At 63.1% G+C, this 26,822-nt stretch carries 23 protein-coding genes and 2 pseudogenes; 11 read left to right on the forward strand and 14 right to left on the reverse strand.

Annotated elements, in window-relative coordinates:
* Positions 1 to 11: 11 nt before the first annotated feature.
* From ACSQ89_RS24280 to ACSQ89_RS24315, 8 genes are all read left to right on the forward strand, one after another.
* A complete protein-coding gene (locus ACSQ89_RS24280; RefSeq protein WP_436293430.1) occupies positions 12 to 395 on the forward strand; it encodes a type II secretion system protein in 384 nt (127 codons plus the stop codon).
* On the forward strand, positions 389 to 859 hold the full coding sequence (locus tag ACSQ89_RS24285; protein ID WP_436293429.1) for a type II secretion system protein: 471 nt from the start codon (positions 389 to 391) through the stop codon (positions 857 to 859). Before ACSQ89_RS24280 ends, ACSQ89_RS24285 begins: the two co-directional genes overlap by 7 nt.
* Before the next feature lie 68 nt (positions 860 to 927).
* Positions 928 to 1,587 carry a response regulator gene (locus ACSQ89_RS24290; RefSeq protein WP_436293428.1) on the forward strand — a complete coding sequence of 220 codons (660 nt, stop codon included), beginning with the start codon at positions 928 to 930 and terminating at the stop codon, positions 1,585 to 1,587.
* 358 nt (positions 1,588 to 1,945) lie between these two features.
* Positions 1,946 to 2,473: a lytic transglycosylase domain-containing protein gene (locus ACSQ89_RS24295; RefSeq protein ID WP_436293427.1), complete on the forward strand. Its 528-nt coding sequence runs from the start codon at positions 1,946 to 1,948 to the stop codon at positions 2,471 to 2,473.
* 25 nt (positions 2,474 to 2,498) lie between these two features.
* A complete protein-coding gene (locus tag ACSQ89_RS24300; RefSeq protein ID WP_436293426.1) occupies positions 2,499 to 2,870 on the forward strand; it encodes a response regulator transcription factor in 372 nt (123 codons plus the stop codon).
* Positions 2,871 to 3,599: 729 nt separating this feature from the next.
* Positions 3,600 to 3,992 carry a hypothetical protein gene (locus tag ACSQ89_RS24305; protein ID WP_436293425.1) on the forward strand — a complete coding sequence of 131 codons (393 nt, stop codon included), beginning with the start codon at positions 3,600 to 3,602 and terminating at the stop codon, positions 3,990 to 3,992.
* A 309-nt stretch (positions 3,993 to 4,301) separates the two neighbouring features.
* On the forward strand, positions 4,302 to 5,933 hold the full coding sequence (locus ACSQ89_RS24310; RefSeq protein WP_436293424.1) for an ethylbenzene dehydrogenase-related protein: 1,632 nt from the start codon (positions 4,302 to 4,304) through the stop codon (positions 5,931 to 5,933).
* 73 nt (positions 5,934 to 6,006) lie between these two features.
* Positions 6,007 to 7,170 (forward strand): 2Fe-2S iron-sulfur cluster-binding protein, encoded by a 1,164-nt coding sequence (locus tag ACSQ89_RS24315; RefSeq protein WP_436293423.1) that lies wholly within the window; start codon positions 6,007 to 6,009, stop codon positions 7,168 to 7,170.
* Positions 7,171 to 7,192: 22 nt separating this feature from the next.
* On the opposite strand, the pseudogene ACSQ89_RS24320 reads toward ACSQ89_RS24315, so the two are convergent.
* From ACSQ89_RS24320 to ACSQ89_RS24340, 5 genes and pseudogenes are all read right to left on the reverse strand, one after another.
* Positions 7,193 to 7,432 (reverse strand): annotated as a pseudogene (locus tag ACSQ89_RS24320) (ATP-binding protein); the annotation flags it as partial.
* Between the two features lie 788 nt (positions 7,433 to 8,220).
* Positions 8,221 to 8,814, reverse strand: a complete 594-nt coding sequence (locus ACSQ89_RS24325; protein ID WP_436293422.1) for a hypothetical protein — start codon at positions 8,812 to 8,814, stop codon at positions 8,221 to 8,223.
* Positions 8,815 to 8,892: 78 nt separating this feature from the next.
* Positions 8,893 to 9,933 carry a peptidyl-prolyl cis-trans isomerase gene (locus ACSQ89_RS24330; protein WP_436296548.1) on the reverse strand — a complete coding sequence of 347 codons (1,041 nt, stop codon included), beginning with the start codon at positions 9,931 to 9,933 and terminating at the stop codon, positions 8,893 to 8,895.
* A 21-nt stretch (positions 9,934 to 9,954) separates the two neighbouring features.
* A complete protein-coding gene (locus ACSQ89_RS24335; protein ID WP_436293420.1) occupies positions 9,955 to 10,902 on the reverse strand; it encodes an FKBP-type peptidyl-prolyl cis-trans isomerase in 948 nt (315 codons plus the stop codon).
* An 80-nt stretch (positions 10,903 to 10,982) separates the two neighbouring features.
* Positions 10,983 to 15,116, reverse strand: a complete 4,134-nt coding sequence (locus ACSQ89_RS24340; protein ID WP_436293419.1) for a hypothetical protein — start codon at positions 15,114 to 15,116, stop codon at positions 10,983 to 10,985.
* Positions 15,117 to 16,149: 1,033 nt separating this feature from the next.
* On the opposite strand from ACSQ89_RS24340, the gene ACSQ89_RS24345 reads away from it, so the two are divergent.
* The gene (locus ACSQ89_RS24345) at positions 16,150 to 16,407 is read left to right on the forward strand and encodes a hypothetical protein (RefSeq protein WP_436293417.1); all 258 of its coding nucleotides are present in this window, start codon (positions 16,150 to 16,152) and stop codon (positions 16,405 to 16,407) included.
* 70 nt (positions 16,408 to 16,477) lie between these two features.
* Here ACSQ89_RS24345 and ACSQ89_RS24350 read toward each other — a convergent pair whose 3' ends face one another.
* The 3 genes from ACSQ89_RS24350 to ACSQ89_RS24360 all read right to left on the reverse strand — a co-directional run bounded on the left by ACSQ89_RS24350 (position 16,478) and on the right by ACSQ89_RS24360 (position 18,810).
* Positions 16,478 to 16,999, reverse strand: coding sequence for a hypothetical protein (locus ACSQ89_RS24350; RefSeq protein ID WP_436293416.1), 522 nt, complete (start codon positions 16,997 to 16,999; stop codon positions 16,478 to 16,480).
* Between the two features lie 247 nt (positions 17,000 to 17,246).
* On the reverse strand, positions 17,247 to 17,984 hold the full coding sequence (gene phbB / locus ACSQ89_RS24355) for an acetoacetyl-CoA reductase (RefSeq protein ID WP_436293415.1): 738 nt from the start codon (positions 17,982 to 17,984) through the stop codon (positions 17,247 to 17,249).
* A 154-nt stretch (positions 17,985 to 18,138) separates the two neighbouring features.
* Positions 18,139 to 18,810, reverse strand: a complete 672-nt coding sequence (locus ACSQ89_RS24360) for a hypothetical protein (protein WP_436293414.1) — start codon at positions 18,808 to 18,810, stop codon at positions 18,139 to 18,141.
* A gap of 115 nt (positions 18,811 to 18,925) precedes the next feature.
* Here ACSQ89_RS24360 and ACSQ89_RS24365 point away from each other — a divergent pair, with 115 nt between their 5' ends.
* On the forward strand, positions 18,926 to 19,306 hold the full coding sequence (locus ACSQ89_RS24365; protein WP_436293413.1) for a winged helix-turn-helix transcriptional regulator: 381 nt from the start codon (positions 18,926 to 18,928) through the stop codon (positions 19,304 to 19,306).
* A gap of 103 nt (positions 19,307 to 19,409) precedes the next feature.
* Here the strand turns inward: ACSQ89_RS24365 and ACSQ89_RS24370 are convergent, their stop codons facing one another.
* The 6 genes and pseudogenes from ACSQ89_RS24370 to ACSQ89_RS24395 all read right to left on the reverse strand — a co-directional run bounded on the left by ACSQ89_RS24370 (position 19,410) and on the right by ACSQ89_RS24395 (position 25,858).
* Positions 19,410 to 22,817 (reverse strand): AAA family ATPase, encoded by a 3,408-nt coding sequence (locus ACSQ89_RS24370; protein WP_436293412.1) that lies wholly within the window; start codon positions 22,815 to 22,817, stop codon positions 19,410 to 19,412.
* A gap of 67 nt (positions 22,818 to 22,884) precedes the next feature.
* A pseudogene (locus ACSQ89_RS24375) lies at positions 22,885 to 22,983 on the reverse strand (NAD(P)H-dependent oxidoreductase); the annotation flags it as partial.
* 124 nt (positions 22,984 to 23,107) lie between these two features.
* Positions 23,108 to 24,064, reverse strand: coding sequence for a Bug family tripartite tricarboxylate transporter substrate binding protein (locus ACSQ89_RS24380; protein WP_436293411.1), 957 nt, complete (start codon positions 24,062 to 24,064; stop codon positions 23,108 to 23,110).
* An 89-nt stretch (positions 24,065 to 24,153) separates the two neighbouring features.
* Positions 24,154 to 24,702 carry a VOC family protein gene (locus tag ACSQ89_RS24385; RefSeq protein WP_436293410.1) on the reverse strand — a complete coding sequence of 183 codons (549 nt, stop codon included), beginning with the start codon at positions 24,700 to 24,702 and terminating at the stop codon, positions 24,154 to 24,156.
* 42 nt (positions 24,703 to 24,744) lie between these two features.
* On the reverse strand, positions 24,745 to 24,933 hold the full coding sequence (locus ACSQ89_RS24390) for an NIPSNAP family protein (protein ID WP_436293409.1): 189 nt from the start codon (positions 24,931 to 24,933) through the stop codon (positions 24,745 to 24,747).
* Positions 24,878 to 25,858, reverse strand: coding sequence for a fumarylacetoacetate hydrolase family protein (locus ACSQ89_RS24395; RefSeq protein ID WP_093104146.1), 981 nt, complete (start codon positions 25,856 to 25,858; stop codon positions 24,878 to 24,880). The genes ACSQ89_RS24390 and ACSQ89_RS24395 overlap by 56 nt, the downstream gene beginning before the upstream one ends.
* Before the next feature lie 101 nt (positions 25,859 to 25,959).
* Between ACSQ89_RS24395 and ACSQ89_RS24400 the strand changes: the two genes are divergently transcribed.
* The gene (locus tag ACSQ89_RS24400) at positions 25,960 to 26,772 is read left to right on the forward strand and encodes an IclR family transcriptional regulator (RefSeq protein ID WP_436293408.1); all 813 of its coding nucleotides are present in this window, start codon (positions 25,960 to 25,962) and stop codon (positions 26,770 to 26,772) included.
* The last annotated feature ends 50 nt before the right edge of the window (positions 26,773 to 26,822 follow it).

Below are 26,822 nucleotides of genomic sequence, written 5' to 3' on the forward strand. Positions count from 1 at the left end.
GGGACGGACACATGACACAAGAGAGGAAAAAGTCCGGCTTCACCCTGATCGAACTGCTGATCGTGCTGGCGGTGATTGCGATGCTGCTGACCATCGCCTTGCCGCGCTACTTCTCCAGCCTGGAAAGATCACGCGAGGCGGTGTTGAAGCAGAACCTCGCCTTGATGCGCGAAACCCTCGATAAATATCATGCCGACAAGGGCAAGTATCCCGGTGCACTCGATGAACTGGTCAGCGGCAAATACTTGCGCAGCATGCCGCTCGACCCGATCACGGAGAGCAATGCGACCTGGATCAGCATACCGCCGGCTCAGCCAGAAATGGGTGGCGTGTTTGACGTGAGGAGCGGCGCGGAGGGCATCGCGCTGGATGGCACGGAGTACAAGAAATGGTAGCCGGTGCTCTTCAGCGTGAACGGGGATTCACCTATATCGGCGTGCTGGTGCTCGTCGCCCTGATGGGGGTTGGCCTCGCTGCCTCGGGACAAATCTGGCATACGGCGCATAAACGGGAAAAGGAGCGTGAACTGCTCTTTATCGGACAGGAGTTCCGGCTTGCTCTCTACCGATATGCCAAGCACACGCCTGGGAAGGCCAGGCGGGCCCCCCTAAGTCTGGAAGAGTTGCTGCAGGATCCGCGCCACCCAGGAATTCAGCGCCACTTGCGAAAGATGTATGCGGACCCGATGACAGGCAGCACGGAGTGGGGCTTGGTCAAGGGGCCGGCCGGCGAGATCTACGGGGTGTATAGCCTGTCCAGCGACGAGCCGCTGAAGAAAAGCAATTTCGCTCTCGCCGATAGGAACTTCGAAGGAGCTGCCAAGTATTCGGACTGGGTGTTCATGCAGGCTCGAAACTAGTCTGCAGGCGTATACGGGACCAGCGCTTTGTGCAAATGTCCGAAAAGGAACAAGGTTGGATGATCATCATGAGCAAGAAGCAACGCATCTTTATCGTGGACGACCATACCCTTCTGAGAGCAGGTCTGCGCGCCCTGCTGTCGCAGGATCCTGACTTCGAAGTTGTCGGCGAAGCCGACAACGGACATGATGCGATCCGCGACATTGCCAATCTGGCGCCCCATCTGGTTCTGATGGATATCTCCATGCGAGGCATGAACGGCATCGAGTCGATCATGGATATCAAGCGGCGGAACCCCGACACGCGCGTGTTGGTGCTCACCATGCACAAGGCCGACGAATACATTCTCGCGAGCCTGCGAGCCGGTGCCGAAGGGTACATGCTGAAGGACGCAACGCACGACGAGTTGAAAGTTGCGATGCGCAGCATACTCAATGGCAAAACGTATCTGAGCCCAGACATTTCGGGCAAAGTGATCAATGGCTATCTGGGCACCGGCAAGACGGGCAATGCCGACAGCAGCCCCTGGAGCACGCTGACCCATCGCGAGCGCGAAGTGCTCAAACTCATCGCCGAAGGCCATCCCAATAAATACATTTCCGACTACTTCTGCCTGAGCATCAAGACCGTCGAGAAGCATCGCTCGAACCTGATGAAAAAACTCGATCTGCACAACGCCTCGATGCTGACCAGCTATGCCATCGAAAAGGGACTGGTGGTCCAATGACAGACCAGCGCTGCAATGGGGTCAGGCGAGATCCCCAGCGCCCGTGAGAGAGCCGCGATAGGCTGCGCTTCTCGGATTGGGCCGAGAAGAGCGGACCGGCGCGAATCCGCTCTCTCGAGGCACCGCGCCGCAATGCAACGACCTTGACGGCCTCGACCATCGCAGGTACGCGACGGCGAAGCATGCGTCCACATGGCCAACTTACAGTATCAAGCGTATTGTCCCGAGGAAGTGAGGTGCCTACGCTTGGAGGATGATCTCACGCAAGCTCATAGCGGCATCCCTATTGCTGCTCGGATGTAGTCTGTGCGGACCGGGGTGGGCGAATATCTACGTTTACACCGCTGAGGATGGCTCGGTGTCACTCAGCAATGTGCCCACGGATGCACGCTTTACCCTGCTGGTCGGAGCACCCGAGCGGACCTTGGCCCCAGGGCGCCCATCCGTCGGTCGCCGAGGAACTTCCGACTCGGCAAAGGCCAATACGCGCGTCTTCGCCTACGACACGATTGTAGATGAGGTGTCCCGCATCTACGGGTTGGAAAGCGCGTTGCTCCATGCCGTGATCTCGGTCGAATCTCGCTACAACCCGAAGGCGGTGTCCAAGAAGGGGGCGATCGGCCTGATGCAGCTCATGCCGGATACCGCGAAACGCTATGGTGTCTCGGATGCATTCGACCCGCGGCAAAACCTGGTTGGCGGTGCCCAGTACCTGAGGGACTTGCTGCGTATGTTCGACAACAACGTCAACCTGGCGCTTGCCGCCTACAATGCCGGCGAAAACGCGGTGATGAGGCACGGCAACCGCATCCCCCCCTATGGCGAAACGCAGCGCTATGTGCCCCTGGTGCTGGATCTCTACAAACGTTTCCAGATCGACTCTTAGCCGTCCGACTCGGGGGGCATCCATCATGTTCAAGGTGCTCATTGTCGAAGACAATGCCGCGTATCGCCAGTCACTGCATCAGCTGTTGGCGGAACGCTTCCCTGCGATGCAGATCGACGAGGCGGCCGATGGGGAGGATGCTATTCGCCAAGCGTTTTCAATGCGCTTCGGCCTGATCTTCATGGATATCCGGCTGCCGCAGGGCAAGGGGCTCGATCTGACCAAAGCGATCAAGGCGGCTTTTCCGAACTCAGTGATCTGCGTGATCAGCACCCACGGCATGCTCGAGTATCGCGAAGCTGCATTTCGCAATGGCGCGGACCATTTCATGGTGAAAGGCGAATCGACTGGAGCGGAAATTGTCGGCTTGGTCGAGTCATTGCTGGACGGCGAATAGATCACCGACCGACTGTTCGGAATCTGCGGAAACACGGACGCAAACCGCTGGCACTCGGCAAATACCCCATTGTTGAGCTGCTGTGCTCGTCCAGAGCTTCCAAAGCTCGCTTATGCGTAGCCTAATAGTCCGATGAGCAGCGTTCTTGAAGATCAGGCCTCGCCCTGGCTCAACCGCTTGTTGACTTCGCGTATGACTGGGGCGCAAACCGATGGGTCAATCCGATCAGCCCAGCGCGCGTCGATGTCGACGCTCGCACGCAATCGAATTGCAAGGCTTTATGGTCGGTTGGAGCTTCGCCACGAACGTGACGCAAGGTCCATCGACGGGCCGCGAGCTATCGCGGAAAGTCCTTCGGAACGCGCGACCCGGCACACAACGACGCCATCGTGCTGCCTTCGGTCCCAGGCGGGCTGTCCGCCGTGCTCACTCCGTGGCTGCGCAAGCCCAGTCGCCTGCTTGCCTTCCGCGAACGTGTCGCTCTGGGCAGCCTGTTGTTCACGGCCACCGACGACAGCGCGCCGTGCAATGACGAGGCGCTCGGCGGCTGGCGACATGGGCACTTCAGTTCACGCCTCAGGTCGCCGTCGTCGATGGGGCTATCGTCATGAAGCTCGCAGCGAGCGTCCGGCTGTTCGGCGGCAAGCGTGCGCTGCGGGAGAGAGTCCGGCAGGAGTCGGCCGACCCGTCGTAGCCGCGCTGGCCTGGGCGCCGACCAGCCTCGACGCGGTGGCCCTCGCGGGCGCTGGCATCGACAACGGCTTCGCGCGGCCGCTCGCCGAACTGCTCAATGGCCCGCCGATGGAAATGCTGAGCCACGGGCGCCCGCATCGCACGACGCTGTCGCAGGTCGGCTGCCGCACCTTGGGCGACATTCGCAGGTTGCCGCGGGGCGGCGTCAGCCAGCGCTTCGATGCCGCGCTCTTTGCCGGTCTCGACCGAGCCGAGGTTCACGAATGGGCCACGCTGCCCGATGTGCTTGGGAGATGGGCCGAGTCTCAGGTAGACGCGGTCCCGAATCTCGAGATCTTTTCGCCAGTTGGCGCGAAAAGCAAAAAGAGTGTGCTTGAGTTACAGGCCAGCAGCCGTTCGGGGCGCAGGCGACCCCAACCCTCTCGATAGAGGCCAAAAAGTGTGTGTTAAGCATACTTAACGATTACACGATTACATACACGTCATCAGGCCTGAGCAGCGAAACTTTACTTTCACGCTGTTGGGCGGCCGATCTGCGGCTTCCCCGCTGCTGTGATCCATAGCGAACTCCTGATCCGGTCGCCGGTCGCTTGCCGCGTTTGGGCGGACGAGGCTCCAACGGTCGAGGCCGGCGACCGGTCCACCTGTCCCCTTTCAAGACACGGTGCGAAAGCATCGTGCGCGGCTAAATTCGTCCCTACCACGGGTCAGATCGTCCATATCCCATCGAGAAACGACATGCACATTGCAAAGACCCGCCCCCGCGTTGACTGGCCCACCATGCTGCTGCATTGGGGGCTGGTCGCGGCGCTCCTGATCAGCGTTTCCACCGGCTGGCGCATCGCAAGCCTTTCGCAAACCACCCCGGTATTGCGCTGGGTCGATGTACTGCTCCTGCAGGGCAACGTACTGCACTGGCATTTCGTTAGCGCCTCTGCGCTCGTCGCGCTCGTCGTCGGCTATGTGGCGTTCCTGTGGGGTGCGCGTCTCGGCGGCCGCCTCAAGCTCCGACTGGCGAGCCTCAGGAGCGCTGATCGCACGACGCGCTGGCAAGCCGTCAACCGGCTAGTCTATTGGTTCGTCTTCGCGCTACTCACAGGTGCGGCGGTCACCGGCATGCTGCTGTACTTCTTCCCCGGCAAGCTGCCAACCGAGCCGTTAGCGCTGGTGCACCAAGGGCTTTCGTGGGCGTTTGTCGCCTACGTTGTGCTGCACGTGATCGCGCAGGTCATCCTCGGCGGGCTGCGCCAGTTGCTCAAGATCGTCACACCCCGGCTGGCGTACGGGCTCGGTGCCGGGCTCGCGCTGAGCGCCGGGCTGGCGGGCGCCGCCGTCAGCTACATGGCCGACCTCAGCAGCGTGCCGCAGCTCGTGCTGGCGAAGACGCCGACGGCGCCGACGCTCGACGGCGACGCGGCCGATGAAGTCTGGAAGCGCACAACCGAGGCGGTCGTGCACACGAGTCGCGGCTTCGGGCTCAGGGGCGGCGAGGTCGATGTGCATGTGCGCGCACTGCACCACGACAAACATGCCTACTTCCTGTTCCGCTGGGCCGACGAGACGCGCAGCCAGAAGCACATCCCCCTCATCAAGACCGAGCAAGGATGGAAGCTGCTACAGACCAACTACGACAAGAACGACGAGAACGACTACTACGAAGACAAGTTCGCCGTGATGCTCGCGCGGTCGCCGGTCGCCGGCGGCGACACCGTTCGGCTCGGAACGAAGCCGCTGGCCGACAAGCCCGCCCCCTCCAACGGCCTGGGCCTGCACGCAGCGACGGACGGCAGTCTGGCCGACGTCTGGCACTGGAAGAGCGTGCGCAGCGGGGCGACGAATCAGTTCGATGACAACTACTTCGGCGCGCCGATGGAGGCCAAGCCGGGCGCCCGCTATACGGGCGGCTACACGACAGACCCGAAGACCGGCGGCGGCTTCGAGCAGAACTTCGACAAGATCAAGGACAGCGCCTTCGTCAAGCCGAAGTTCCTGCCGAAGGATCTGGCGGCGCAACAGAAGCGGATGGGCCGATTCGACCCGAACCCGAACCTCGGCGACGACGGCGTCTATGCCATGCACCAGAGCGAAGTCGCTGCGTGGAGCGCCGACCTCGATGCGGCCATTCCCGTCGGCACGGTCGTCCCTTCGGTGGTCTACGACAAGCCACTCGGCGGCGACCGCGGCGACGTGACGGCGCACGCGCAGTGGAAGGACGGCTGGTGGACGCTGGAGGCGAAACGGGCGCTGAACACCGGCTCGAAGTTCGACCTGCCGATCGCCGACGACTTGTTCATGTGGTTCGCCGTGTTCGACCACAACCAGGTGCGGCACACGCGCCATATGCAGCCGCTGCGACTGACCTTGCAGTAACCCGGAGTCGCCGCCCGCGGCCTCGGGGCTCGCGCGCGGCGACGTGACTTCCTCGTACAAAGGCGACCCGCACGTGACTCTGATCCACATCTCCGATTGGCAACAACCCATCGATGCCGGTCGGCATCGCATCCTGGAGGCCGCGCTGGACGCCGGCGTCCCGTTTCCGCACGGCTGTGGCGCCGGCGAATGCGGCAGCTGCAAGTGCGAGCTGCTCGAAGGCGAGGTCCGCTCGGATGGCTACAGCCCCGATGCGCTGACCGACGAGGAGAGCGCTAACGGACTGATCCTGGCGTGCCGCGCGCGGCCGGTAGGCGACATTCGCATCCGCTGGCTTGCTGCCGCCACGGCGGCGGTGACGGTCGCCGCGCGCGTATTCTCGATTGATCGCGTCGCCCACGACGTGGTCGTGTTGACGCTTTCGCTGCCGCATGGAAAAACGCTCGATTTCAGGCCGGGACAGTTCGCCAAGCTTCGCTTCGGCAAGCTGCCGGCGCGCAGCTACTCGATGGCCAGCAGGCCCCGCGAGGAGCACCTGATGTTCCACATCCGCGTCCTGCCAGAGGGCCGGGTCAGCCAGCACGTGGCCACGAAGCTGAAGCCCGGTGACAGCGTCGAGGTGCAGGCTCCCTTCGGCGATGCCTACTGGGCAGGACCCGCCAAGGGCCCGTTGCTGCTGCTGGCCGGCGGCACCGGGCTCGCGCCGATGCTCTCGGTACTGGCCGCGGCCCTCAGCGATGGGCAGGCGTCGAACCTGATTCACCTCTATCACGGCGTGCGCACCGAGGCCGATATGTATGCCGGCGATCTGCTGCGGCGGCACTCGCAAGAGCACAAGTTCAGATTCGTCCCGGTGTATTCGCAGGCCACCGATCCGCAGTCGCGCCAGGCGCATCTTCACGAGGCCGTGGCCGAGGACTTCGACTCGCTCGACGATGCCAACATCTATGTCTCCGGTCCGCCGCCGATGGTCGAAGCAGTCAAGACGCTGGCAATGCGCCGCGGCGCCGCCGCCGACCGGGTCCGCGCCGATGCGTTCTTCGCGGCGCCGCCTGAGAAGAAGAGCCTCTGGGAACGAATCACCGGCGCCATTGCTCGCCCCATTGCTCTCCCGCCTGAACCAGCCGGCGCAGCGGCGGCCGCGCCCCATCAGGCGGTGGCCGGCGTCGCTTGCGTAGACGCTGCGTGGGTACCAGCGAAGCTGGACGCACGAGCTCTTGATCGCGCGGAGCCGTGATCGCGGCGCCGGGAAACGTTACCTGCACGTGCAGCCCCCTCAGCAGCGAACTCGTCAGGAACGCGGAGGCGCCGTGCGCCTCGGCCACCGATCGAACGATCGAAAGGCCGAGCCGGGCTCCGGCGACCGACTGTCGCGTAGCGCGGTAGGAGCGCTCGAACACCTTCTCGCGCTCGTCCTTGGGACTGCTGTTCCGATGCCTCCCATGCCCCCGGTGGCGCGGCCCGCCCGGGGTGACGGAACATAACGAGCGGGGCCACAAAACTACGATTTGTTCCCGGGAACAAAATCGTAGATGCCCGGGCGCGCAATGCCCCCCAAGCGCTGCAAAAGATCGCGTGTGGGCATCGAACAGATGCTATGGATGCCTCCCTCCCGAAGGGGAATCAGAGACTGGCGTGAGATGACGCCGAAGGCGGCAAGAGCTGTCGTTGATCGGGCAGAGATCAAGCTCAGCGCAAGCGGGTTGGACCCTCTGCTGGATACGGCATCAAAGTGCCCAAGGCGTGATAGACCAAGGTCTTCACAAACACCGCAGAATGGTCGGTGAAGTGACGTGAAACAGGTCAGACCGGGACGAGCTAAACCTGAACGAGATGCCGGACATAAAAGTCCGCGTTACAGATGAGGAACTCGTCAGCGGATATGCATCGGGGCCCGCGGATGGCTCGGATAGGCCACCAGCTTCTTCAGGTCGTCTGTCCACGAACCCGATCTTGTCGGGATATACGGAGTTCAGCATGACGATCGGATCACATCACCTAGACGGGACCCGTCACGAGCGTCGCTCGGGTGCTGAGCCGGGTGTATGAAAGCGAGAACCCCAGCGACCAGTGCTCATCGATGTTGTGGCTGACGCCGAGACTCATCACTGGCGCTACCGAACTGGTGAAAGACGCGGTGGTGGGTCCTTCGAGCAGCGTGCCGTGCGCCGCGTCGCGTGCGCAGGAAGGCGCCGCTGGCGATCGAATTGGCGAGTTCGACGTGCGGGCTTTTACCGTAGCAAAACCCAGAAGGATTGATGAGCAAAGAAACCCTGCCCTCCAGGCATCAAGGTGCCGCGAATACGATGTTGAGCACGATCTGCTGGCCGCGCTGCCCGGGCGAGCCCGTCAGGTTGACGTCAATGCGGTCCGCCGTGAAAGTCAGCCGTGACGCGTTGAAGCCGCTGTAATCCGTTGAAGGATCAACCGTGACACTGGCGATGGGGCTGATCGTGCCATTGGTATCGGCAAAGCGAAGCAGCTCGAAGTAGCCGAACGGCTGATCGGTGGCGGCGGTGATTCGGATGCTGGTGGCGGAAAAATCGATCGTCGCAAACCCCGCGAAGAATTCGTTCGTCAATTCGACACCATCGCCGACGACCGTGTTGCGCGGGCCCAGTATTTGAGTCTGATCGGGTTGCGTCCCGTGGAAGTCCGTGGTCGAGATCGTGTGGCCGATGAGCGTCCCTGCTTCCCCCCGACCACCAGCGCCACCACCGGGGTCAGTGACGCCACCGGGGTCAGTGACGCCACCGGGGCCAGTGACGCCACCGGGGCCAATGACACCGGTGCCACCATCACCACCGCCGCCACAACCGACCATGAGGACCGCCGTAGCGACCCCAAGCACGACCTGCCGTAAGGCGATCAAGAGCTTCATGACGTCTCCTTAAAAAATTGCTCGTGTCCCGGTGCGGTTTCGCATCGTGCGATTCCATGACGGTCGGAATCATTTCAATTACCTGGTGGCGGACTGCGGATGGCTCATCTTGGGTTTGGCATCAGGCCCCATCAACACTTCGATCTTTGCCTTCTTTTCCTTATCCGCCAGCCAATCTCGAACAACTTCCTGGCGCTTCAAAGCCAGGACGTACGGCTCTATTTGCGGCTTCGCCTCGGCAAGGGTCACCGTTCTTCCGGAACGCCGATCACCGAGCCGGACAACGAGAAACTCATTGCCATTCTGAAGGGGGCCGCCGGCATGTCCCACTTTCATCCTGCTGACAAACTTTCGCAGCGGCGGCCAGAGCGTTTCATAGGCGACCCATCCGGTATCGCCGCCTTTGGCCGCGCGGCGGCCGACCGACCGCTCGCGCGCCAGGGTGGCGAAATCCTTGCCCCCGCGCAGGGCTGTCAATGCCTCTTCCGCCGCCGCCTTGTCCTTGAGAACGATGATCTGAAGCCGGACCTCCGTGGTTTTCAGTTGTTCCTTGTGAGTCTCGTAGTACTGCTGCACCTGCTCGTCGGTGACGCGGACATCCTTCACCAGCGCAGCCCTGACGCGGTCGGCGAGCACGTCCCCCCGCACGGATTCGAACAGCGATCGATCGTTGAACCCCTGCTCCTTCATCCATTCGCCGAAGCCCTTGAGATCTCCGAAGCGGCGCCGTAGCGCTGCGACGGCCTCGTCGAGTTCCTTTTCCTTGACGGAGATCTTTTTCAGGCGAGCCTCTTGCAGCACCAGGCGATGCTGGATCAGCTTGCGCAATGCCAAGCGGTCCAACTCTTCTGCGCCCGGGTCTTGGACGCCAAGCTCCTGCTGAAGCTGGCGCACGGTGAGAGGATTGGCTCGCATGCGCTGGAACTCCGCCTGAGTAAGCGGCTCACCATTCACCCGAGCGACGATTTCCGGCTCCGCGGCGCGAGCGTCAGGCGGTACAAGGACGAGGCCAGCCGCGGCGCACGCCATCGCGATCACGGCGAACCACGACAGCGGAGCCGCCGTCGTCCTGCCCCCGCGCACCGGATTCCTGCGGATCAGTTCAGTCGTGGCAAGCATGGCATTGCGGTTCGGGCAACGCTACTGAGCAATCACCACCGAAATCGAGTCACCCTGGTCCACCGCCTTGATGGCCAGTTCCTTGGTTACTCCTTGAGCCACCACTTTCAACTTGCTCTCGCCAGGACGTTTGACAGTGATCTGGACGTCATCGCCCTGGCGCGTGACCTCCACCATCTCGGGATCGCTCGGGATCCATTCCGACTGGATCTTGACGCGCTTGCCCGTGGCGTTCAGGCCGTCGGCCGCGGCCTCCACGATGGAGGTCTTGCCCTGGCGAGCGGGGGTGAAGGTGGGAGGCGAAACCCAGCGATCTCCCATGTACAGGCCTCGGGTGAGCCGCGAATCCACTTTGAAAGAAACCTTGATGTCCTTGAGGCCGGCGTCCGCGGCGACAGCCTTTTCATCCGGCTGCTTGATGCCGACCAGTTCCGTCTCGAAAATGAGCGTGGCGTTCGGGCGAATGAGACCGCCCGCGCCGCGCTCACCGTACGCGAGGTGGGGAGGGACGAAGAGCTGCCATTTGGACCCGACAGGCATGAGCTGCAAGGCCTGCTGCCAGCCCTTGATGGCTTTGCCGACCGGAAAGATCCCCGGCTGGCCTCGCGTGCGGGAGTTGGAGAACTCGGTGCCGTCGATGAAGTTGCCTCGGTACTCGACGACGACAATGTCGCTGCGCGTGGGCTTGTCGCCGACACCGGCCTTGAGTATCTTGTACTGAAGACCGCTCTCCAGAGTGACGACTCCTTCTTTGGCCTTGTTTTCCGCCAGAAAGGCCTCTCCGTCCTTCCTGTTCTTCTCGGCTATCGCCTTATTGCGCTCGGCCATTGCGCTCGTCTTTTCTGGTGTCGCGCTGGTCTTCTGAGCCATGGCCAGGTATTTCTGACCCTTCTGTTTCGTCGTCCCCTGCGCGGCGGTCACTACGGCGAGCAACGCCAGGGCCAGCACTGTTGTCCGTCGAATCAACATCTCAAGTCCTTGGTGATAGTTGACCTCTCTCGCCCTCGTCCCCTTCCTTGGAAGGAAGGGGACTAGCGAGGTCGGGCCCCTTACGGGGAAACGGATGAACAGAAGTGGCTTATTGGACCCGCAGACATGCTGCAGTTGAAGGCCGAATTGCCCGGTGGGATGGATGTCACGCCCAGGAAACCGGGCAGCGGAGTCGCCAAGCCGCCCGCGCCCGTCGCCGGGATTTGACGGAAGCAGGCTCCGCCCGAATTAGGTCCAGGCACCGGGCAAGCGACACCCGAGAGCGAGACAAGGGTCGTCCCTCCAGCCGCGGGCGCCGTGCCGCGTCCGGCCGCGTTCTCGGGCGCTGCACCGTCGATCGGCACGAACATCTCGGGCTTGTCGAACGGCGCCTTCTCCAACTTCACCCGCGGATCGGTCAGAGCGAGAAGGAACTTCACCAGCGCGTTCTTCGCGTCCTCCAGCGCCGCCGCCCGTGACCCAAACACCGGTTCCGGCGTGATCAAGTGGGCGCTATCCGGATACATGTTGTACAGGAACGCCGTGTCCGGAAGGCCATCGCCGAAGCTGCCGGCCAGGTAGTTGAAGTTCGGGCCGCAGCTGACGACAGGCAACAGCGGATCGTTGGGTGCGTCTGCCGAGCAATCGAACGGCGTCAACAGGTCGAACCCTCCGAATACTCCTTTGCTCGGCCCGAACGCGAACGCCTGCATCTCGAGATCCACCACATGCGGGTCCCGGCTCCTCTTGTTGGTGACTGGGAAATCGCCGCCCTTGAAGTAGAAGTCAACCACCTGGCGCAGCGTCAGGAAGCTGCCCGTGTGGAAGAATGGACCGGTCATCTCCACGTTGCGCAGGGGCGGCGCCTTGAACGCGCCATCGCCCATCACGCGATTCGGAACAGGCCACGTACCCTGGGACGGGAACGCGAAGTTGCCCGCGACCCCCGACTGGTGCTGTGGACACAGCCTGGCGGTCGAGTTGGGAGGTCCCCATCCGAAGTTGGGCGGTCCCATCCCGAACGTAGCCGGATCGAAGCTGGCGCAATGGAAGTCGGCGCCGAACATGATCTCGGGAAACTCGATTCCGGGACCTCCATTGGGTGCCGTGATCGTGTTGGGTACCATGCCCGCCATCTCGTCGATCTGCGGGTGCAGTTCGCCGGCCGGCAGACTATGGATCCAGGGAACCATGTACTCCGGCATCTGTGGGAGCCTTGGGTCCCTTTCAAAGCCGGGGTTGATGGACTGGAGGGTGTGCGTGGTGCCCGGGAAGACGGCGCCATCTCCGGTCTCCTCGAAGCCCTGCTGCTCTGCCGGCGCTCCTTCCGCCCCGATATTCGCGGGGTCGAAGTTGGGCATCGTGCAGGTTTCACCGGCAACGCCCCGGCACGGCTCGAAGTCCTGACCGCCGATGTTCTTCAGGGTCAGCGCCGAGAGCGAGAGCGGCCAGCCGAAGGCGTCCCTGCCGCCGCGGCCAAGGTCGTCAGCAATCGGGCGGACCCCGATGTTGTAGACGCCCTGGTCGCCGAAGCCGAAGTTGCTCTCCTGCGCGATGATCCTGTCGTCCCACGGTGTGGCGGGATCGTCGAAGGCCTGGAAATCGCGAGGTTCGACTTCCACCGCATCCTGGGCCACGCCCTCTCCGACTTCCTCCTCGAGGATCAGACCGACGACGACTCTGGAGGACCCAGAGGGCTCCGGCGACGGAAGGCGCCCGTCGGCAAAGGTGGCCGGGAACGTGGGGTCCGCAACGGTTGGAGGAGTGGGATATTCGAACTCCGCGTCGTTCTTCAGCAGACCGTGGGAGATGTTGATACTGTGGTCGGTCTGTTCGGGGCCAAGATGGCAGAGCATGCACTTGGCGCTGCGGGTGAAGGGATTGGAGCCGACTCGGATCTGCTGTCCAAGACTGTTCGTGATGAGTGGGTTCCTGTCCCGCCCGGATATCGGGTCTATGCTCTGCGCCGGATCGAGCGCCGCCGTCAGGTTGGCGCCGGCGAACAGGTCGAACCCGAACACCTCGTCCGGACCGAATGCGTCGTACCACGGCGTCGCCGGGTCGTCCGGAAGCAGGGTGACGTAGGCACCCGGCGAGCCGTTCAACTGTCCGTCGTCCATCATGTCGCGTATCAGCGTCGGGAACAGAACGGCCTGGTCCCCCGGCTCTCCGACACCATGGCCGGCGTTCGGATTGGCGTCGAAGAACCGGTCGGCCGGCGTGTGATCCGGAATCAGCAGCGTCTCGTAGGCCTGCACCGCCAACCCAAAGAACATGGTGAAGTTCGCCTCCATGTGGCTGAACTGGTTGGTATTGGTGATGTTCGCCGCACCGGGAGCAGGCGTGAGGACAAACCCGTCGAACGGATCGCAACCGGCAGGAGTCAGCACACCATTCACAGCGGAGGTGCAAATTGCCGCGGTGCCGTTGAGGTGGCGATTTCCCCTGTTCCAGTATTGCGGCTCGAAGGAAAGCCGGATCAGATCTCCGTAAGAGATGCAGAGCCCGGGCTTGCCGGCGGCAACCGGTCTGCCGAGTGTCGTGCACACGGTTCCGCCCTGGTTCGAGAAGGGTCCCAGCCGGCTGTCGTTGGTTGCAACCAACTGGTTGGCCAGGGGCGCGACCGCTTGCACCCGGTTCGTTCCCGCCTGCTGCGGTGCGCCGTTGCCGATGTCCTGAACGGCTCCGGCGTCTCCTTGGAGCAACTTCTTGCCGATCTTGGCCCAGTTGCGGCCGGCGAAAGACATCTCGAAGTCGCTGATGGGTGGCCCGGCCGCCTGGGATGCCAGGCTGGAGAACTTGATTCGGACCGGCTGTTCGGCGACTTCCGGCTCCTCCGCGATGAGATCGGGCCGAAGATCGCCCATGGTGGCGCCGCGGAATTCACCGGCTCCGGCAGTGGCCAACCCCGGGTTGATAAAGATATGGGGCGTGGGGTCCGACGGGCCGAACACGCTGCCGCCGTTGTAGCTGAAGCGGGCGCGCCCATCCCAGAAGTTGTCGAGGTTGAATGCGGCCCCGTGCATCGTCGGGGTGTTGCGCGGCTCCACTCTGCGCAAGTCTTGGTTGACGGCAACCGGGTCGGGGGCGGCAGTGCCTAGATCCGGCGCCACTGCCCTGATTCCATTCACCGCGGGAAGGAAGTTTGCGATGCCAATAGGCGGAATGTCGTTGAACAGCTTGAACCGGCTGACGCCCATCGAGGACATGACATCGTCGGAGTCGGTTGCGAGATTGTCCTGCGCCCCCTTGTGGAACGGAAAGTCGGTGGCCACCACATCCGTATTGGGTGGCTTGACCGTGAGGGAAAAGTTGTTGGGGTTGCCGTCGCCCAGGGTGTTTGGATTGAGCTGACCCTTGGTTCGGTTATCGACCCCCGCGTTGAAGTGGCACGAGCCGCAGGCCTGGACACCGTCGCTGCCGACCTGCATGTCCCAGAACAGGGCTTTCCCCAGCACCTCGGCACCAGGTCGACCGACGTAGGGGCGCAGCGCCGCCGGAACTCCTGTGATATCGGTCGGCTTGCGGAAGAAATCCTCTTCGTTGACCGGCGCCTCGAGCTCGGTGATCGGCGCTCCGTCTTCGTCTACAAGTCCCCCGCCAACGAAGGCCGAGACCGCCACGACAGTCCCGTTCGGGGGGATGATGTCACTGCCCGTGCTGTTATAGACGACCAGGCTCCCGTCTGGCTTGCCATTGCAGAAATCCGCGGGCACTGTCGCTGCCTGGTAGGCCCCGGTGATTCCGGGGTTCGGACACGCCACGATGTGCCCGAGCGGGGTCCGCAGGACGGTCGGGGTGTTGAATGCGTCAGGCGAAACGTTTTGCGCCGGGTCGAACATCGGGCCAGGCTGATCCCAACTCACTTCCCCGTCGGAGGTGCGGCGGCGCATCGGTTGTGCCGTGAGAAAGTTATAGCCAGGCGAAAAGATATTGAGAGGAGGCATGGCTGCACCGAAACCCTCGCGGCGGGGGATCGTCGCGGTGCAAGAACTGCTCTCATTCTCAAGAGTATTGGGATCGTCGACCGGACAATTGAAAGCGGTCGGATTCTTCAGGAGTTGGTACAGCTCCTTCCAAAGAGGCGCCTGCTTCAGGGAGCCGGCAGGACTCAGCTCGATCTCGACTTCGATCGGCAGTTCCATCGGCACGGCCGGTGTCGAGGCAACGCTTCCCACCTGCGCGAAGACTGGCGAGGCCGGCAGCAGTGCCATCGTTTCGCACAGGAGTGCAACCAGGCATCTCGTCAGGACAGAGTGCCTCAATCGATCAGAAAGAGCATAGGTTCCCACGTTGTCTCTCCTTGGTTGAGCCAGTACTTCACGTGCGTACTTGCACGCAATTCCAAATGAAGATTAGTGAGAGCGAGTTACTGCGTCAGTGGGGCGTTGCACGCACTCTCCTCCTGGCAAGACTGCATTCGACCGGAGGGTTTCACCGCAGAAAAACACTGCGGGACGCGTAGAACTACAGGCAATCTGCGATGACTAGGACCGCGATGCCCGGTGCCTACTGATCAGGATGACGGAGCTGTTCTCAACAACGACTCGACCCGTCGACAATCTGCACTTCGGTCGATTCGCCTTTCACGATGAAATGGTCCCGCGCCGTTGCGAAACGCGGCTTTGTCTTCGGGTCGGCCCTCAGCGGGCGGTTGCCGGCAAACAGGCGGCGCAAGCGCTCGCAGCCGCCGGCTGCGGCTCTTCGGAAAGACCTGCGACCACCAGCAGGCACGTCGCCCCAAGTGTTGCAAGAACGAATACCAACGCCTTCAGCGCTCCTGTTTGCCTCGAGGTCATGGCGTCGCCTCCTGTGTATGGACGAACGGCGCATGCGCCAAGCATGCGAATTGCCGATCACTGCACAAAATAGTGACAGCGCGTCGTTACGTCGTTGGGGTGTATCACGCACTCTCCTGCGCGCAAAACTGCATTTGCGCGGCGGGTTTCACCGCAGAGAGAACCGAGGGTGCGCGTAGAACTGCAGCGGAATGGGCAATCACCCCAGTGAGCAGCTGCGGCTGATCAGATGGACCTTCCGCTCTAGATTGAAGGCCAGCACGTGGCGAGCCATCAAACTTTTGTTGCCCGCCGATCTCTGGCGCGACCCGCCCCTGCGAGCCACACGAGCGAGGCTGCCATTGTTTCGCTCACACTGGTTGCCCCCTGTTGACGCGTAGTAATTCGAAGGGCCTAATTTCAACCATTCGCGGCCGGCCGGCAGCGTTCGCAATCCTCGGGAGGTGCTGTGGACGCCGATGGTGACTTCGAGGTGAAGCGCTTCGACCACAAAGGTTGGTCCGTCCGAATCCTCCTGACCAAGCTTGAAGAAAACGGCTTCGTCGCTGGCCATGCAGACCTATACCAGGGTGAGGCCCACAAGTGCCGCATCGCCTTGGCTGGCCAGCAATACGATCAGGCCGCCGCGATCCTCCTGCTTGAGGAAGAAGCCACGGTGTTCATCGCAGGCTGGGACGGTCGTGGACCCGCAGCAGGAGGACAGTGAAAACGAGCCTTTTCACGTCGGCACCGATGCAGGGTCTCCTCGGGAGCTGGCCGGCCGGAATCTCGAACGCCTACTTCAGGTCGCTGAGCTCGATGAAGTTGCTCTCGATCCAGACGCGGCCCTCTTCATTCAGCGCGAAGGTCAGTGCCTTCTCTTTGGATAGCTTCTTTTCCTGAATCGCCCGGGAAAGCGGATTCGCACTCCCGAGCTCACCGCGCCTGTGGTTGTAGACGTGCTCCGTGCCGTCTTCATCGCTGTAGGTGTACGAGACCGTGATGCCGTCCAGGTCGGCGAGAGGCTGCAAGAACGCGATGAACTGCGATGCCGTGATGCCTTCGGCCCTGATTGCATCCCAGTGCTTGAAGAGATTCGACTTCGCGCCCGTCTGCTCGCGCCGGACGACCTCCGATGCCGGCCCAAATGGCTGGAACTTGGCGACCATTGACTCTGGAGCGTCCGCGCCGCCATTTCTGCGAAAGAAGTTGGCCACGGTGCTTGCGAACGGCCTGGGGTCCGCTTGGGCTCTAGGCCGTGACGGCCAAGCATCCAAGCAATGGGGCACCGTCTCCATTTCATCGTTGCGTTTGCCCATGGTTCAAGTCCTTCACTTCCTCGTTGAGCACGGCGATATCGTACGTTTGCGAGCGGTGGCGAATCCGTACTGTGGGGTGCGGTCCTACAAAGGAAACGTGCATTTCTGACGAAGTCGGCATTGCTAGATTTCGTGCATTGGAGGGATTCGTGGCGGCATGAAGTCCAAAGTTTTCATGTCGCGCAGGGTCGCTCCGCGTCCGAGTGCCTCGACCCCCGAGCGCCGCACGTCGAGGGCGCGAGCGCCCTCAGCGCATGTGCAAGCCGCCGTTGACCGAGAAATCGGCCCCGGTGGAGTAGCCGCTTTCGTCGCTCGCGAGCCAGGCGACGATCGAGGCGATCTCGCTGGGCTCGCCGAGCCGCTTGACGGGGATCGTGCCCACGATCTTGTCGAGCACTTCCTGGCGGATCGCCTTGACCATGTCGGTGCCGATGTAGCCCGGGCTCACGGTGTTCACCGTCACGCCCTTGGCCGCCAGCTCCTGCGCCAGCGCCATCGTGAAGCCGTGCATGCCGGCCTTGGCGGCCGAGTAGTTGGTCTGGCCGGCCTGACCCTTGGCGCCGTTGACCGAGCTGATGTTGATGATGCGGCCCCAGCCCTTTTCGACCATGTCCGCGACCACCTGCTTGGTGACGTTGAATATGCTGTTGAGGTTGGTTTCGATCACCGCGCTCCACTCTTCGAGCGTCATCTTGAGGAACATGCGGTCCCGCGTGATGCCGGCGTTGTTGACCAGCACGTCGACGCTGCCGTGTTCGGCCTTGGCCTTGGTGAAGGCCTCGACCGTCGACTGCCAGTCTCCGACATTGCCGACCGACGCGTGGAACTCGTAGCCCTCGGCTTTCTGCTCGCCCAGCCACTTGGCGTGGTCACGGGTGGGGCCGCAGCCGGCGATGACCGTGAAACCATCCTTGTGCAGGCGCTGGCAAATGGCGGTTCCGATGCCTCCCATGCCCCCGGTGACGTATGCGACTTTCTTGCTCATGCGCGTTCCTTGAAGTGGACGAACCTGAACCGGCGCAGTTCACTGTAGCGAGCTTTCTCATCACCCCCGCTCAGGAAAACACTGAGCCCGGATTGCAACGGGGCTACGTTTTTGCCGACACCATGCACAGGTCCGAGTGGTCCGGCGCACTTGATCAGGCTTGCTCTCTCAGGTATCCCGCAAGATGTCGCGCCTGAAAGAGCGCTGCCATATGGAGCATGATGAAAATGGGCACAAAGTAAGCGGGGATGAGCACAAGCGGCAACAGTGCCATCGGGCCGGTCGTGATCTCCCCGGCGACGCCGACGGCGAGGGCCGAACTGAGTGCCCCGATACCGAGGGCCACAACGAGGTCCAACACCCCGAGCGCATTCCACACCACGAAGGTCTTGCTGGCAGCGAAGCTTGGCCGGTGTATCAGGGCAACCAGTAGCCAAGGCGCGGTCACTCCGATCGCGATGTCGCCAAGTCCTGCGGGCCAGGCGAAGCTGCCAGGCAAGATGCCGTGGGCGTACAGCGCCACAAAGCCCAGCCCCGCAAATCTCCATGCCTGTATCGCCATCATGAGGCGAAGGTCAGCCGTCAGAACAAGTTCGCGGAATAGGCGCGACATCCAGAAAGCGGCGAGAAACACGATGATGGGCGCCGTGACCCCGATCAGGATCGGCAGCGGCGGCGTCCCGGGCGGTGTGACGAACGCTCCACTCGCGCCCAGCAGAATGACGAGCGTGAACCAGACGGCAAGCACGACTGCAGTGACTAGCTTTGTGCCCCGAAGGGCTGGCGACCTCGGCTGAGCAGATTGCGACAGGACAGGGTTCGACATGGCGTCTCCTTTGCACAGTCGCTTGCACTTTGCAAGTCACTGATAACCGTAGCATACTTACTTGCATTTTGCAAGTTTCTCGCGCGATCGACACCCGCGACTGATGGAAGCGAAGATGAACAAGCCTGAAGGTTTTCGAAGATCCGCCTGCCCTATTGCAAATACGCTCGACCTGGTGGGCGACAAATGGTCGTTGCTTGTCATTCGGGACATGCTCCACGGGAAACGCACCTTTGGGGAACTGCTGGACTCGCCCGAAGGAATCCCAACCAACACACTCGCCGATCGCCTGAAGCGCCTCGAAGACGCTGGGATTGTCGTGAGCGCCGCGTACCAGGAGCGTCCGATTCGTTACGCCTATGCGCTCAGCAAGAAAGGAACTGCCATGGGTGACGTTCTGCTCGCGCTGGTGCGATGGGGCAAGAGACACATACCAGGTACGCAGACCTTGCGCCGCTCAACTCGGACGCGCGCAAAGGCGGCGCGCGCCGGTTAGTGACATCGGCCATTGTTGAGACTCGGCGATCAATTTTGACTTCCGCAACCTCCCTCGAAGAGAAAGGTCATGCTCTGAACATGGCGCTGACATGACGCACGCTTCAGTGGAGCTCGGCAAGCAGCGACCTGGCCTCCTGCAGGTCCGCGGTGTCGAAGCCCTCGGTGAACCAGCCATAGCTCTCGGCCAACATCTGGCGGGCCTCCGCCGACTTGCCCTGCTGCCGCCACAGCCGGCTCAAGGCCATCACCGCGCGCAGCTCCAGCGATCGGGCGCCCTGCCGGCGAGCGATGGTGATCGCCTGCAGGAAGCAGGCCTCGACCTCGCCGCCGGCCTCCTCGCCCTCGCGGCCCGGCTGCAGCAACATCAGCTCGCCCTTGAGTCGATAAAGCTCCGCCTCGTAAACACGCTCCTGCGTGAGCTCCACCAAGGCCAAGGCCTCGGCCAGTGTCCTCAGCCCTGCCTCGGCCTGCCCCGCTCTTGCGTAGGCTTCGGCCAGCAAGGCCAGGAAGCGCGTGCGCCATAGCCCCGCGCCCGTGGCCTGGTAGGCGCTCAAGCCCTGTTGCATCCTTTCGATCCCTTCTGCTGCACGTCCCTGCTCGACCAGCGCCCAGCCCGAGAGGATGGTTCCCCAAGCCAGCCAGAACGGGAAGCCGTGCTCGGTCGCGAGCGCAAGGACGGCCTCCGTCAGCTCGCGGGCGGGCTGCGCCTCGCGGCGGAACAAATGGAGCTCGGCGGCGAAGGTCAAGGCGCTGGCGGAGTCCGGAGGATGGGACAGGGTCTGAGCCAGGGCGAGCATCGCCTGGCTGCGTGCGAGGGCTTGATCCGGATAGCCCAGAAGCCACAGGTCCATGGCGACGAAGGCCAGCCCCAGCACGCCGGGCTCGAAGACGAAGAAGTAGGCCGGCGACGGGTGCCGCGCAGGGTCGTGAAGGGCCAAGGCCTGTTCCAGATGCGCGCGAGCAGGGTCGAGCTCGCTGAGACCGAACAGGGCAGTTCCCAACGCCCGATGGGCGTGCACGAGCAAGGCCGGGTCTTGCGCCTTCTGGGCCAGCGTGACGAGCTGCTCCGCCAGCTCGCGCGCGGTCGGCAGTTCCCCCCGGACCATGTAGAAGGTTCGCAGCCCCATCAGCGCGGGGAAGAGATGGACCGTCTCCCCGAGCTGTCGGCACAGCATCAGCGCGCGGGTATAGGTCGCCTCCACTTCCGGTGCAGCGAGCCCCTTGGCGGCCATCCAGGCCGGACCGAGGGTGATCTGGAGCGCGAGTTCCTGCCGTGCGCGCTCGGGCGCATCGGGCAGGGTCTCGAGCAAGGCCAGGGCCGTGGTGAGGTGGGCGACTGCTTCGGCATCTGCGGAGCGCTGCAGCGCCTGGCGCCCGGCGCAGTGCAGGTACTCCACCGCCTTCGGCGCGTTGCCGCTGCGGCCGAAATGATGCGCCAGCTCGCTGCAGTGCTCCTCGAGATGGGAGGCGAACAGGGCCTCGATCGCCTGCGCCGTGCGCTCATGCAGTGCGCGGCGCCGCTCGATCAGCAGCGAGCCGTAGCTCACCTCCTGGGTCAGCCCATGCACGAAGCTGTACTCCACCTCCGGAAATGCCGGCTGCTGGTAAATGAACTCCCCGGCCTGCAGCCGCGCCAGCAGGCTCTTCAGCATGTCTTCGGGCTGATCGACGACGCGTGCGAGCAGGCTCCATGCAAATGACTTGCCGATCACCGCCAGGGTCTGCAGCAGCGCCTTCTCGGCCGGCTCCAAGCGGTCGATGCGGGCGGCGAGCACGCCTTGCACGGTGGTCGGGATATGCAGCGTGGTCGGAACCTGCTCGAGGCGGTAGTGCCCGCGCTCGCCGCGCAGTACCTGCTCCTCGACCATCGTCTGCACCACTTCCTCCATGAAGAATGGGTTGCCTTCGGTCTGCTCCAGGATCAGCTCCTCGAGCGGGCCGAGCCCGGCGGCGTCGCCCAGCAGGCCCCGAAGCAGTTCCCGGGCTTCGGCTTCGCCCAGGGGATCCAGCCGCAACTGGGTGTAGTAGCCCTTGCGACTCCAGTCGTGCTGGTACTCGGGCCTGTAATTGACCAGCAGAAGGATGCGTGCGTCGGCCACGCTCTCGGCGAGAACGCCGAGGAAGGCGTCGGTCTCGCTGTCGAGCCATTGCAGATCCTCTACGATCAGCTCCAGCGGCTGCGCCTGGCTCTCGCGCACCAGGAGTCGCTGGATCGCCTCGAAAGTGCGCTGCCGGCGGATCTGAGGGTTCGTCTGCGCCAGCGCCGAGCTCGGCTCGGTCGCCCCCAGCAGGTGGAACAGATAGGGCAGGCTGTCTTCCAGCGCGCGGTCGAGGGTCAGCACCTTGCCGGTGAGCTTCTCGCGCCGCCGGCGCTCATCGTCCTGCGCAGTGATCTGGCAGTAGTTCTCCAGCAGCTCGATCAGCGGCAGATAGGGATAGGCCTTGCCGTGCGAGACCGAGAAGGTCTCCAGCACCAGGCCATCGCGCGGCGCGCCGAGCTTGAACTCGTGGCATAGCCGCGACTTGCCGACCCCCGGCTCGCCGACCACGCCGACGATCTGCCCATGCCCGGCCTGCGCCTGCGCCCGCGCTTCTCGCAGTTGCTCGAGCTCGCGGGCACGGCCGACAAAGCGCGCCACCCCGCGGCTGGCAGCCACCTGCAACCGGGTGCGCAGCGGGCCGAGGCCGAGCACTTCGAAGACGGCGAGCGGCTCGGGCAGCCCCTTGATCGGCGTCGCGCCGAGCGCCTTGAATGCGAAATAGCCCTCGCTCAGCTTGCGCGTGCGTTCGCTTGCGACGATCGAACCGGGCACCGCAATGCCTTCCATGCGCGAGGCGATGTGGATAGAGTTCCCTACCGGGTCGTAGTCGGTGTGCAAGTCCTCGGTGCGGATCGCGCGCACCACGACTTCGCCGGAGTTCACGCCGACGCGCAGCTGCAGCGCGATCCCCTGTGCCAGACGCACACGGTCGGCGTAGCGGCGCATCTCGTCTTGCATGCGCAGTGCAGCATAGAGGGCGCGCTGCGAATGGTCTTCGTGCGCGATCGGCGCGCCGAACAGCGCCAGGATGCCATCGCCCATCGACCTGGCCACATAGCCTTCGTAGTGATGCACGGCCTCCATCATCAACGCCAGCACCGGGTCGATCAGGCGGCGGGCGTCTTCGGGATCGAGGTCGTGGATCAGCGCGGTCGAACCGGCCATGTCGGCGAACAACGCGGTGATCGTCTTGCGCTCGCCGTCCGCCGCGCCGCGGGCTTCCATATCCACCTGCGCCGCGCGGATGCGCTCGGCCAGATAGGGGGGCGTGTAGTCGATGGGGGCGCCGGCTGCAAGCGCCGCGCCCGCGGGCGGCCCGCTCAATGGGGCGCCGCATTCGCTGCAGAAACTGGCGCTCGCGCTTGCCTCGTGCCCGCAGGCCGGGCAGACGCGTACCAGCTTGGCGCCGCATTCCTCGCAGAACTTGGCGCCTGCCGGATTCTCGAACCCGCAGCTTGCGCAGCGCATAAGGCTTAGCCTCGCTCAAGGGGCTTTCAGGGCCCAACAACTCCCAAATCTTATCAAGGCGCGCAGTGCGCCGGGCTCCGGTAGATGCCGACATCATCGCCACGGGCTTGTAGGCGAAGGGCTGGGCATCAACGCGCGACAGCCAGTCGAGCATGTTCTTGAACATGCCTCCATCCCCGCAGGCATTACCTGGCCAGCCAGGCCGACAGCCATGCGATTGATGGAGGCGGCGCGCAGGCTGCCACAGCCACACAGACCAACGACGTCAATGAAGCTGTTGTTCATGCTGGCTATTGCATGGGAATGTTCGCGTCCTTCACCACCTTGGACCACCTACTGACTTGCGCCTGAACAAAAGTCTTCATCTCAGCACCGCTCGACGAAGGGCTGGCGACACCGCCAGTCGCCTCGAGCTGCTTGACGACATCTGGCTGAGCCAACACCTTGACCAAGGCCTCGTGCAGGCGCTGCGCCACTGCGGGCGGAAGGCCCCTCGGTGCGGCAACACCGGTCCAGGATGTCACTTCGAAACCTGGCACCGAGTCTTTCATCGGAGGCACACTCGGCAGCTGCGGAGCACGGTTAGTCGATGTCACGCCGAGGCCACGGAGCTTGCCCGACTCGATATGGATCCGGGTCACCGTCACGGAGTCGAACATCAGGTCAACACGCCCACCCAATACATCCTGGAGCGGGGCCGCCCCTCCTTTGTAGGGGATGTGGATGAGCTCGATGCCTGCGGCGGCCTGGAACAGTTCACCTGACAGGTGCTGAGTCGAGCCGATGCCCACGGAGCTGAACGAGATGGTGCCAGGCGCGGCCTTCGCAGCAACAAGTACATCCTTTATGTTCTTGAACCTGCTCTCCGCATTGACCGCCAGCACGAATGGGAACTTGGTGACCACGGAGACCCAGTCGAAGCTCTCCAACGGGTCAAAAGGCTGCTTCTTCATCATCGCGGCCGACACTGCATGTCCGCCCGTCTGCAGGATGAGCGTGTAGCCATCGGCGGGGGCCTTGGCGACCTGTCCCGATGCCAGGTTGCCGCCCGCACCGGCCTTGGGGTCGACGAGGACTGACTGCCCCAACTCCTTGGACAGCGGCAGCGCGATGATGCGTGCGACCACGTCCGCGTTGCCGCCGGCGTTGAACCCGTGGACAAGCGTGATGGGCCGGTCGGGGTAGCCCGTAGCTTGAGCGACGAGCGGGGCGGCAAGAATGGCTGCGAATAGTTGGCGTCGAATCATGGTTTGTCTCGTGCTTGTAGTTGGAAAGGATGTCGCGTCACACCTCGGAAGGGATGTCACGTCACACCTCGGTGTGAGGGGCTGGTCGCTCAAGCGCGTTGGTAGCCGGAACTGCTGCCGAACAGTTTGACGCGTTGCGACCAGTCATGGGTCTCGGACCAAAGCGCAAGAACCTCCCGTGCCTCGTCGGCGAAGCTCTGCAGCCGAGCTGGGTCGTGGCACGTGCGTGCGGTCAGCTCTAGTCGGTGCCCTGAGGGATCGAAGAAGTAGATCGAGGTGATGAAGTCATCATGATTTGTCGGCCCCACGACCTTCAATCCCTTCGCCTGCAAATCCTCCTTTGCACGCATCAGGACCTCCACACTCTCTACCTCGAAGGCGAAGTGCTGAATCCAGTCTGGGGAAGCCATGTCCTTGATCTCACCCGGGTCCTTAGGGCACTCAAAGAAAGCGATGGAACTGCCATCCTCGAGCTCGAAGAAGATGTGCACGTGGGGGCTGTATTTCCCCGTGGACGGCACATGGTCCTCACCCATGGCATGGGCGAACTTCAGACCCAGCATCTCGGTGTAGAACTTGGTGGTCTCGCCCGCGTCCTTGCAACGGTAGGCGGCGTGGTGCAGTTTCTTGCAAAGCATGTTTGAACTCCTGATGACGGAGGCTGGAAGAGCTTCAGTGGCTCAGTCCTGCCATGTGGGGGTGAAGAAGGAGGCGGGAATGAGAAGTCGCGACTCTTGGCGCACGAGCAGTGGCTGCATCTTCTGTACGTAGGCTTTGAACTGTGGGTCTGCAAGCAGCGCGGCGCGGCGCGCGTCAGGCCTTCTGGATGCGCTGTTCGATGGCGCCGAAGATCGTTTGGCCCGCGCCATCCAACATCTCGATGCGCACCGTGTCGCCAAACCTGAACCAGGGTGTGCTGGCCTGCCCGTGCTTGAGCTCCTCGTCAGCGCGCGCTTCAGCGATGCATGCGTACCCGGCTTCTGGATCGAGGTTTGATACGGCACCGGCCCCGATGATGGTGCCGGCGCTCAGCGAGCGCGTGCGCGCCGCATGGGCGATCAGCTGCGGATAGTCGAAGAACATATCTCGCCCGGTGTTGGCACGCCCCATCGCGCGTCCGTTGATGAAGGACAGGATTGGGAGGCCGAGCTTTCGCCCATCCCAAGCGTCGCCCAGCTCCTCCGGCGTCACGGCAACAGGCGAGAACGAGCTCGTGGGCTTGGCTTGCACGAAGCCGAACTGCTTCGGCAACTCGCTTCGTGTCAGGGTGCGAAGGGTGAAGTCGTTGAGCAGCATCACCAGCTTGATGTGGGACGCGGCTTCGTCAGCGGTCGTCCCCATGGGCACGTCATCAACCACCACCGCGACCTCGGCCTCGTAGTCAATGCCCAGGCTTTCATCGGGTAGGCGCATCGGGTCGCGCGGGCCGTCGAAGCGGTCCGACAGGCCCTGATACATCAGCGGATCGGTCTTGTAGTTCGGCGGCATGTCAGCGCCGCGCGCTTTGCGCGCCTTCTCCATGTGATGGAGGTACACGGATCCGTCCAGGAACTGATAGCTCCGAGGAAGTGGGCTGGCCAGCGCGTCGATGTTCAGATCGAACACATCGGTGAGCTCCCCCTGCTCAAGGCGCTCATGCAACTCCTGCAGCTGAGGTGCAACGGTCGCCCAACGCTCAAGGGCGTACTGAAGCGTTGGAGCAATCTCCCGCGCCGACGCGGCTCGGGTCAGGGCCTTGTTGACGACGATCAGGGTGCCGTCGCGGCCTCCGCGCTTCAGGGTGGCGAGTTTCATGTTTGACGCTCCATGTCTTTCCTAGGGCCGCCAACAAGGCGGTTTGCATTGACGTCAATTCTTGGACTTTGATCGACGCTTCCGCCTAAAATTTCCATTCAATGGAAATGCATGATGTGAGGGCCGGCGCGGCCGAAGCGGCAGGAGCGGGATTGCTACAGCGCTCTGTCGCACTGCTGCGTGTGCTGGCTACAGCGGGCCGGCGGGGTGCGGCGCTGACCGCATTGGCACGCGACACCGGACTCTCCAACAGCACAGCTCACCGGCTGCTCGCCCAACTGATCGCCGAGCGTTTGGCAATGAAGATGGAGGACTCGAAGCGGTACGCGCTGGGTCCATTGGCCTATGAACTGGGGCTTGCGGCTACCCACCAGTTCGACATTCGGAGCCTATGCCGTCCTTTGATCGAGCAGTTGGCGAGTGAAACCGCAGAGACGGTCTATCTGATCCAGCGCAGTGGCATCGAGGCCGTTTGCATCGACCTGGTCGAAGGGCCTACGCCGGTCAGAGTTGTCACGCTGCATGTGGGCAGCCGCCGTCCGCTCGGCTTAGGGGCCGGCGGACTGGCCATCCTTGCAGCATTGGACGATGACGAGCAGCAGGCCACCTTGGCGCAGGTGCAAGAACGCATCGCCAAGGAGTGGGACTTCCCCGAGCACATCCTGCGCGAATCGCTGCAGACGGCGCGCGAGACTGGGTGCTCCCTGATTCGCAACCGCATTACCCCAGGGGTCACGGCGGTTGGCCGAAGTTTCAGAGACAGTCTTGGCCACGTGCTGGGCGCCATCAGCGTGGCAGGCGTCAATGCCCGTATGACGAAGGCGCGGCAGACTACCCTCATGCAGAGCCTGACGGTAGCGACGCGTGACATTGAGCGCGTACTCAGGGGGCAAAGCTGGGCCCGGTATGTCTAGACTCTCCGAGCGACCAGCATCGGTAGACAAACTCCGTCCCGATGCGCGGC

It is taken from the genome of Variovorax sp. LjRoot175, from assembly GCF_964253805.1.
In the GTDB taxonomy this organism is placed as follows: domain Bacteria; phylum Pseudomonadota; class Gammaproteobacteria; order Burkholderiales; family Burkholderiaceae_C; genus Variovorax.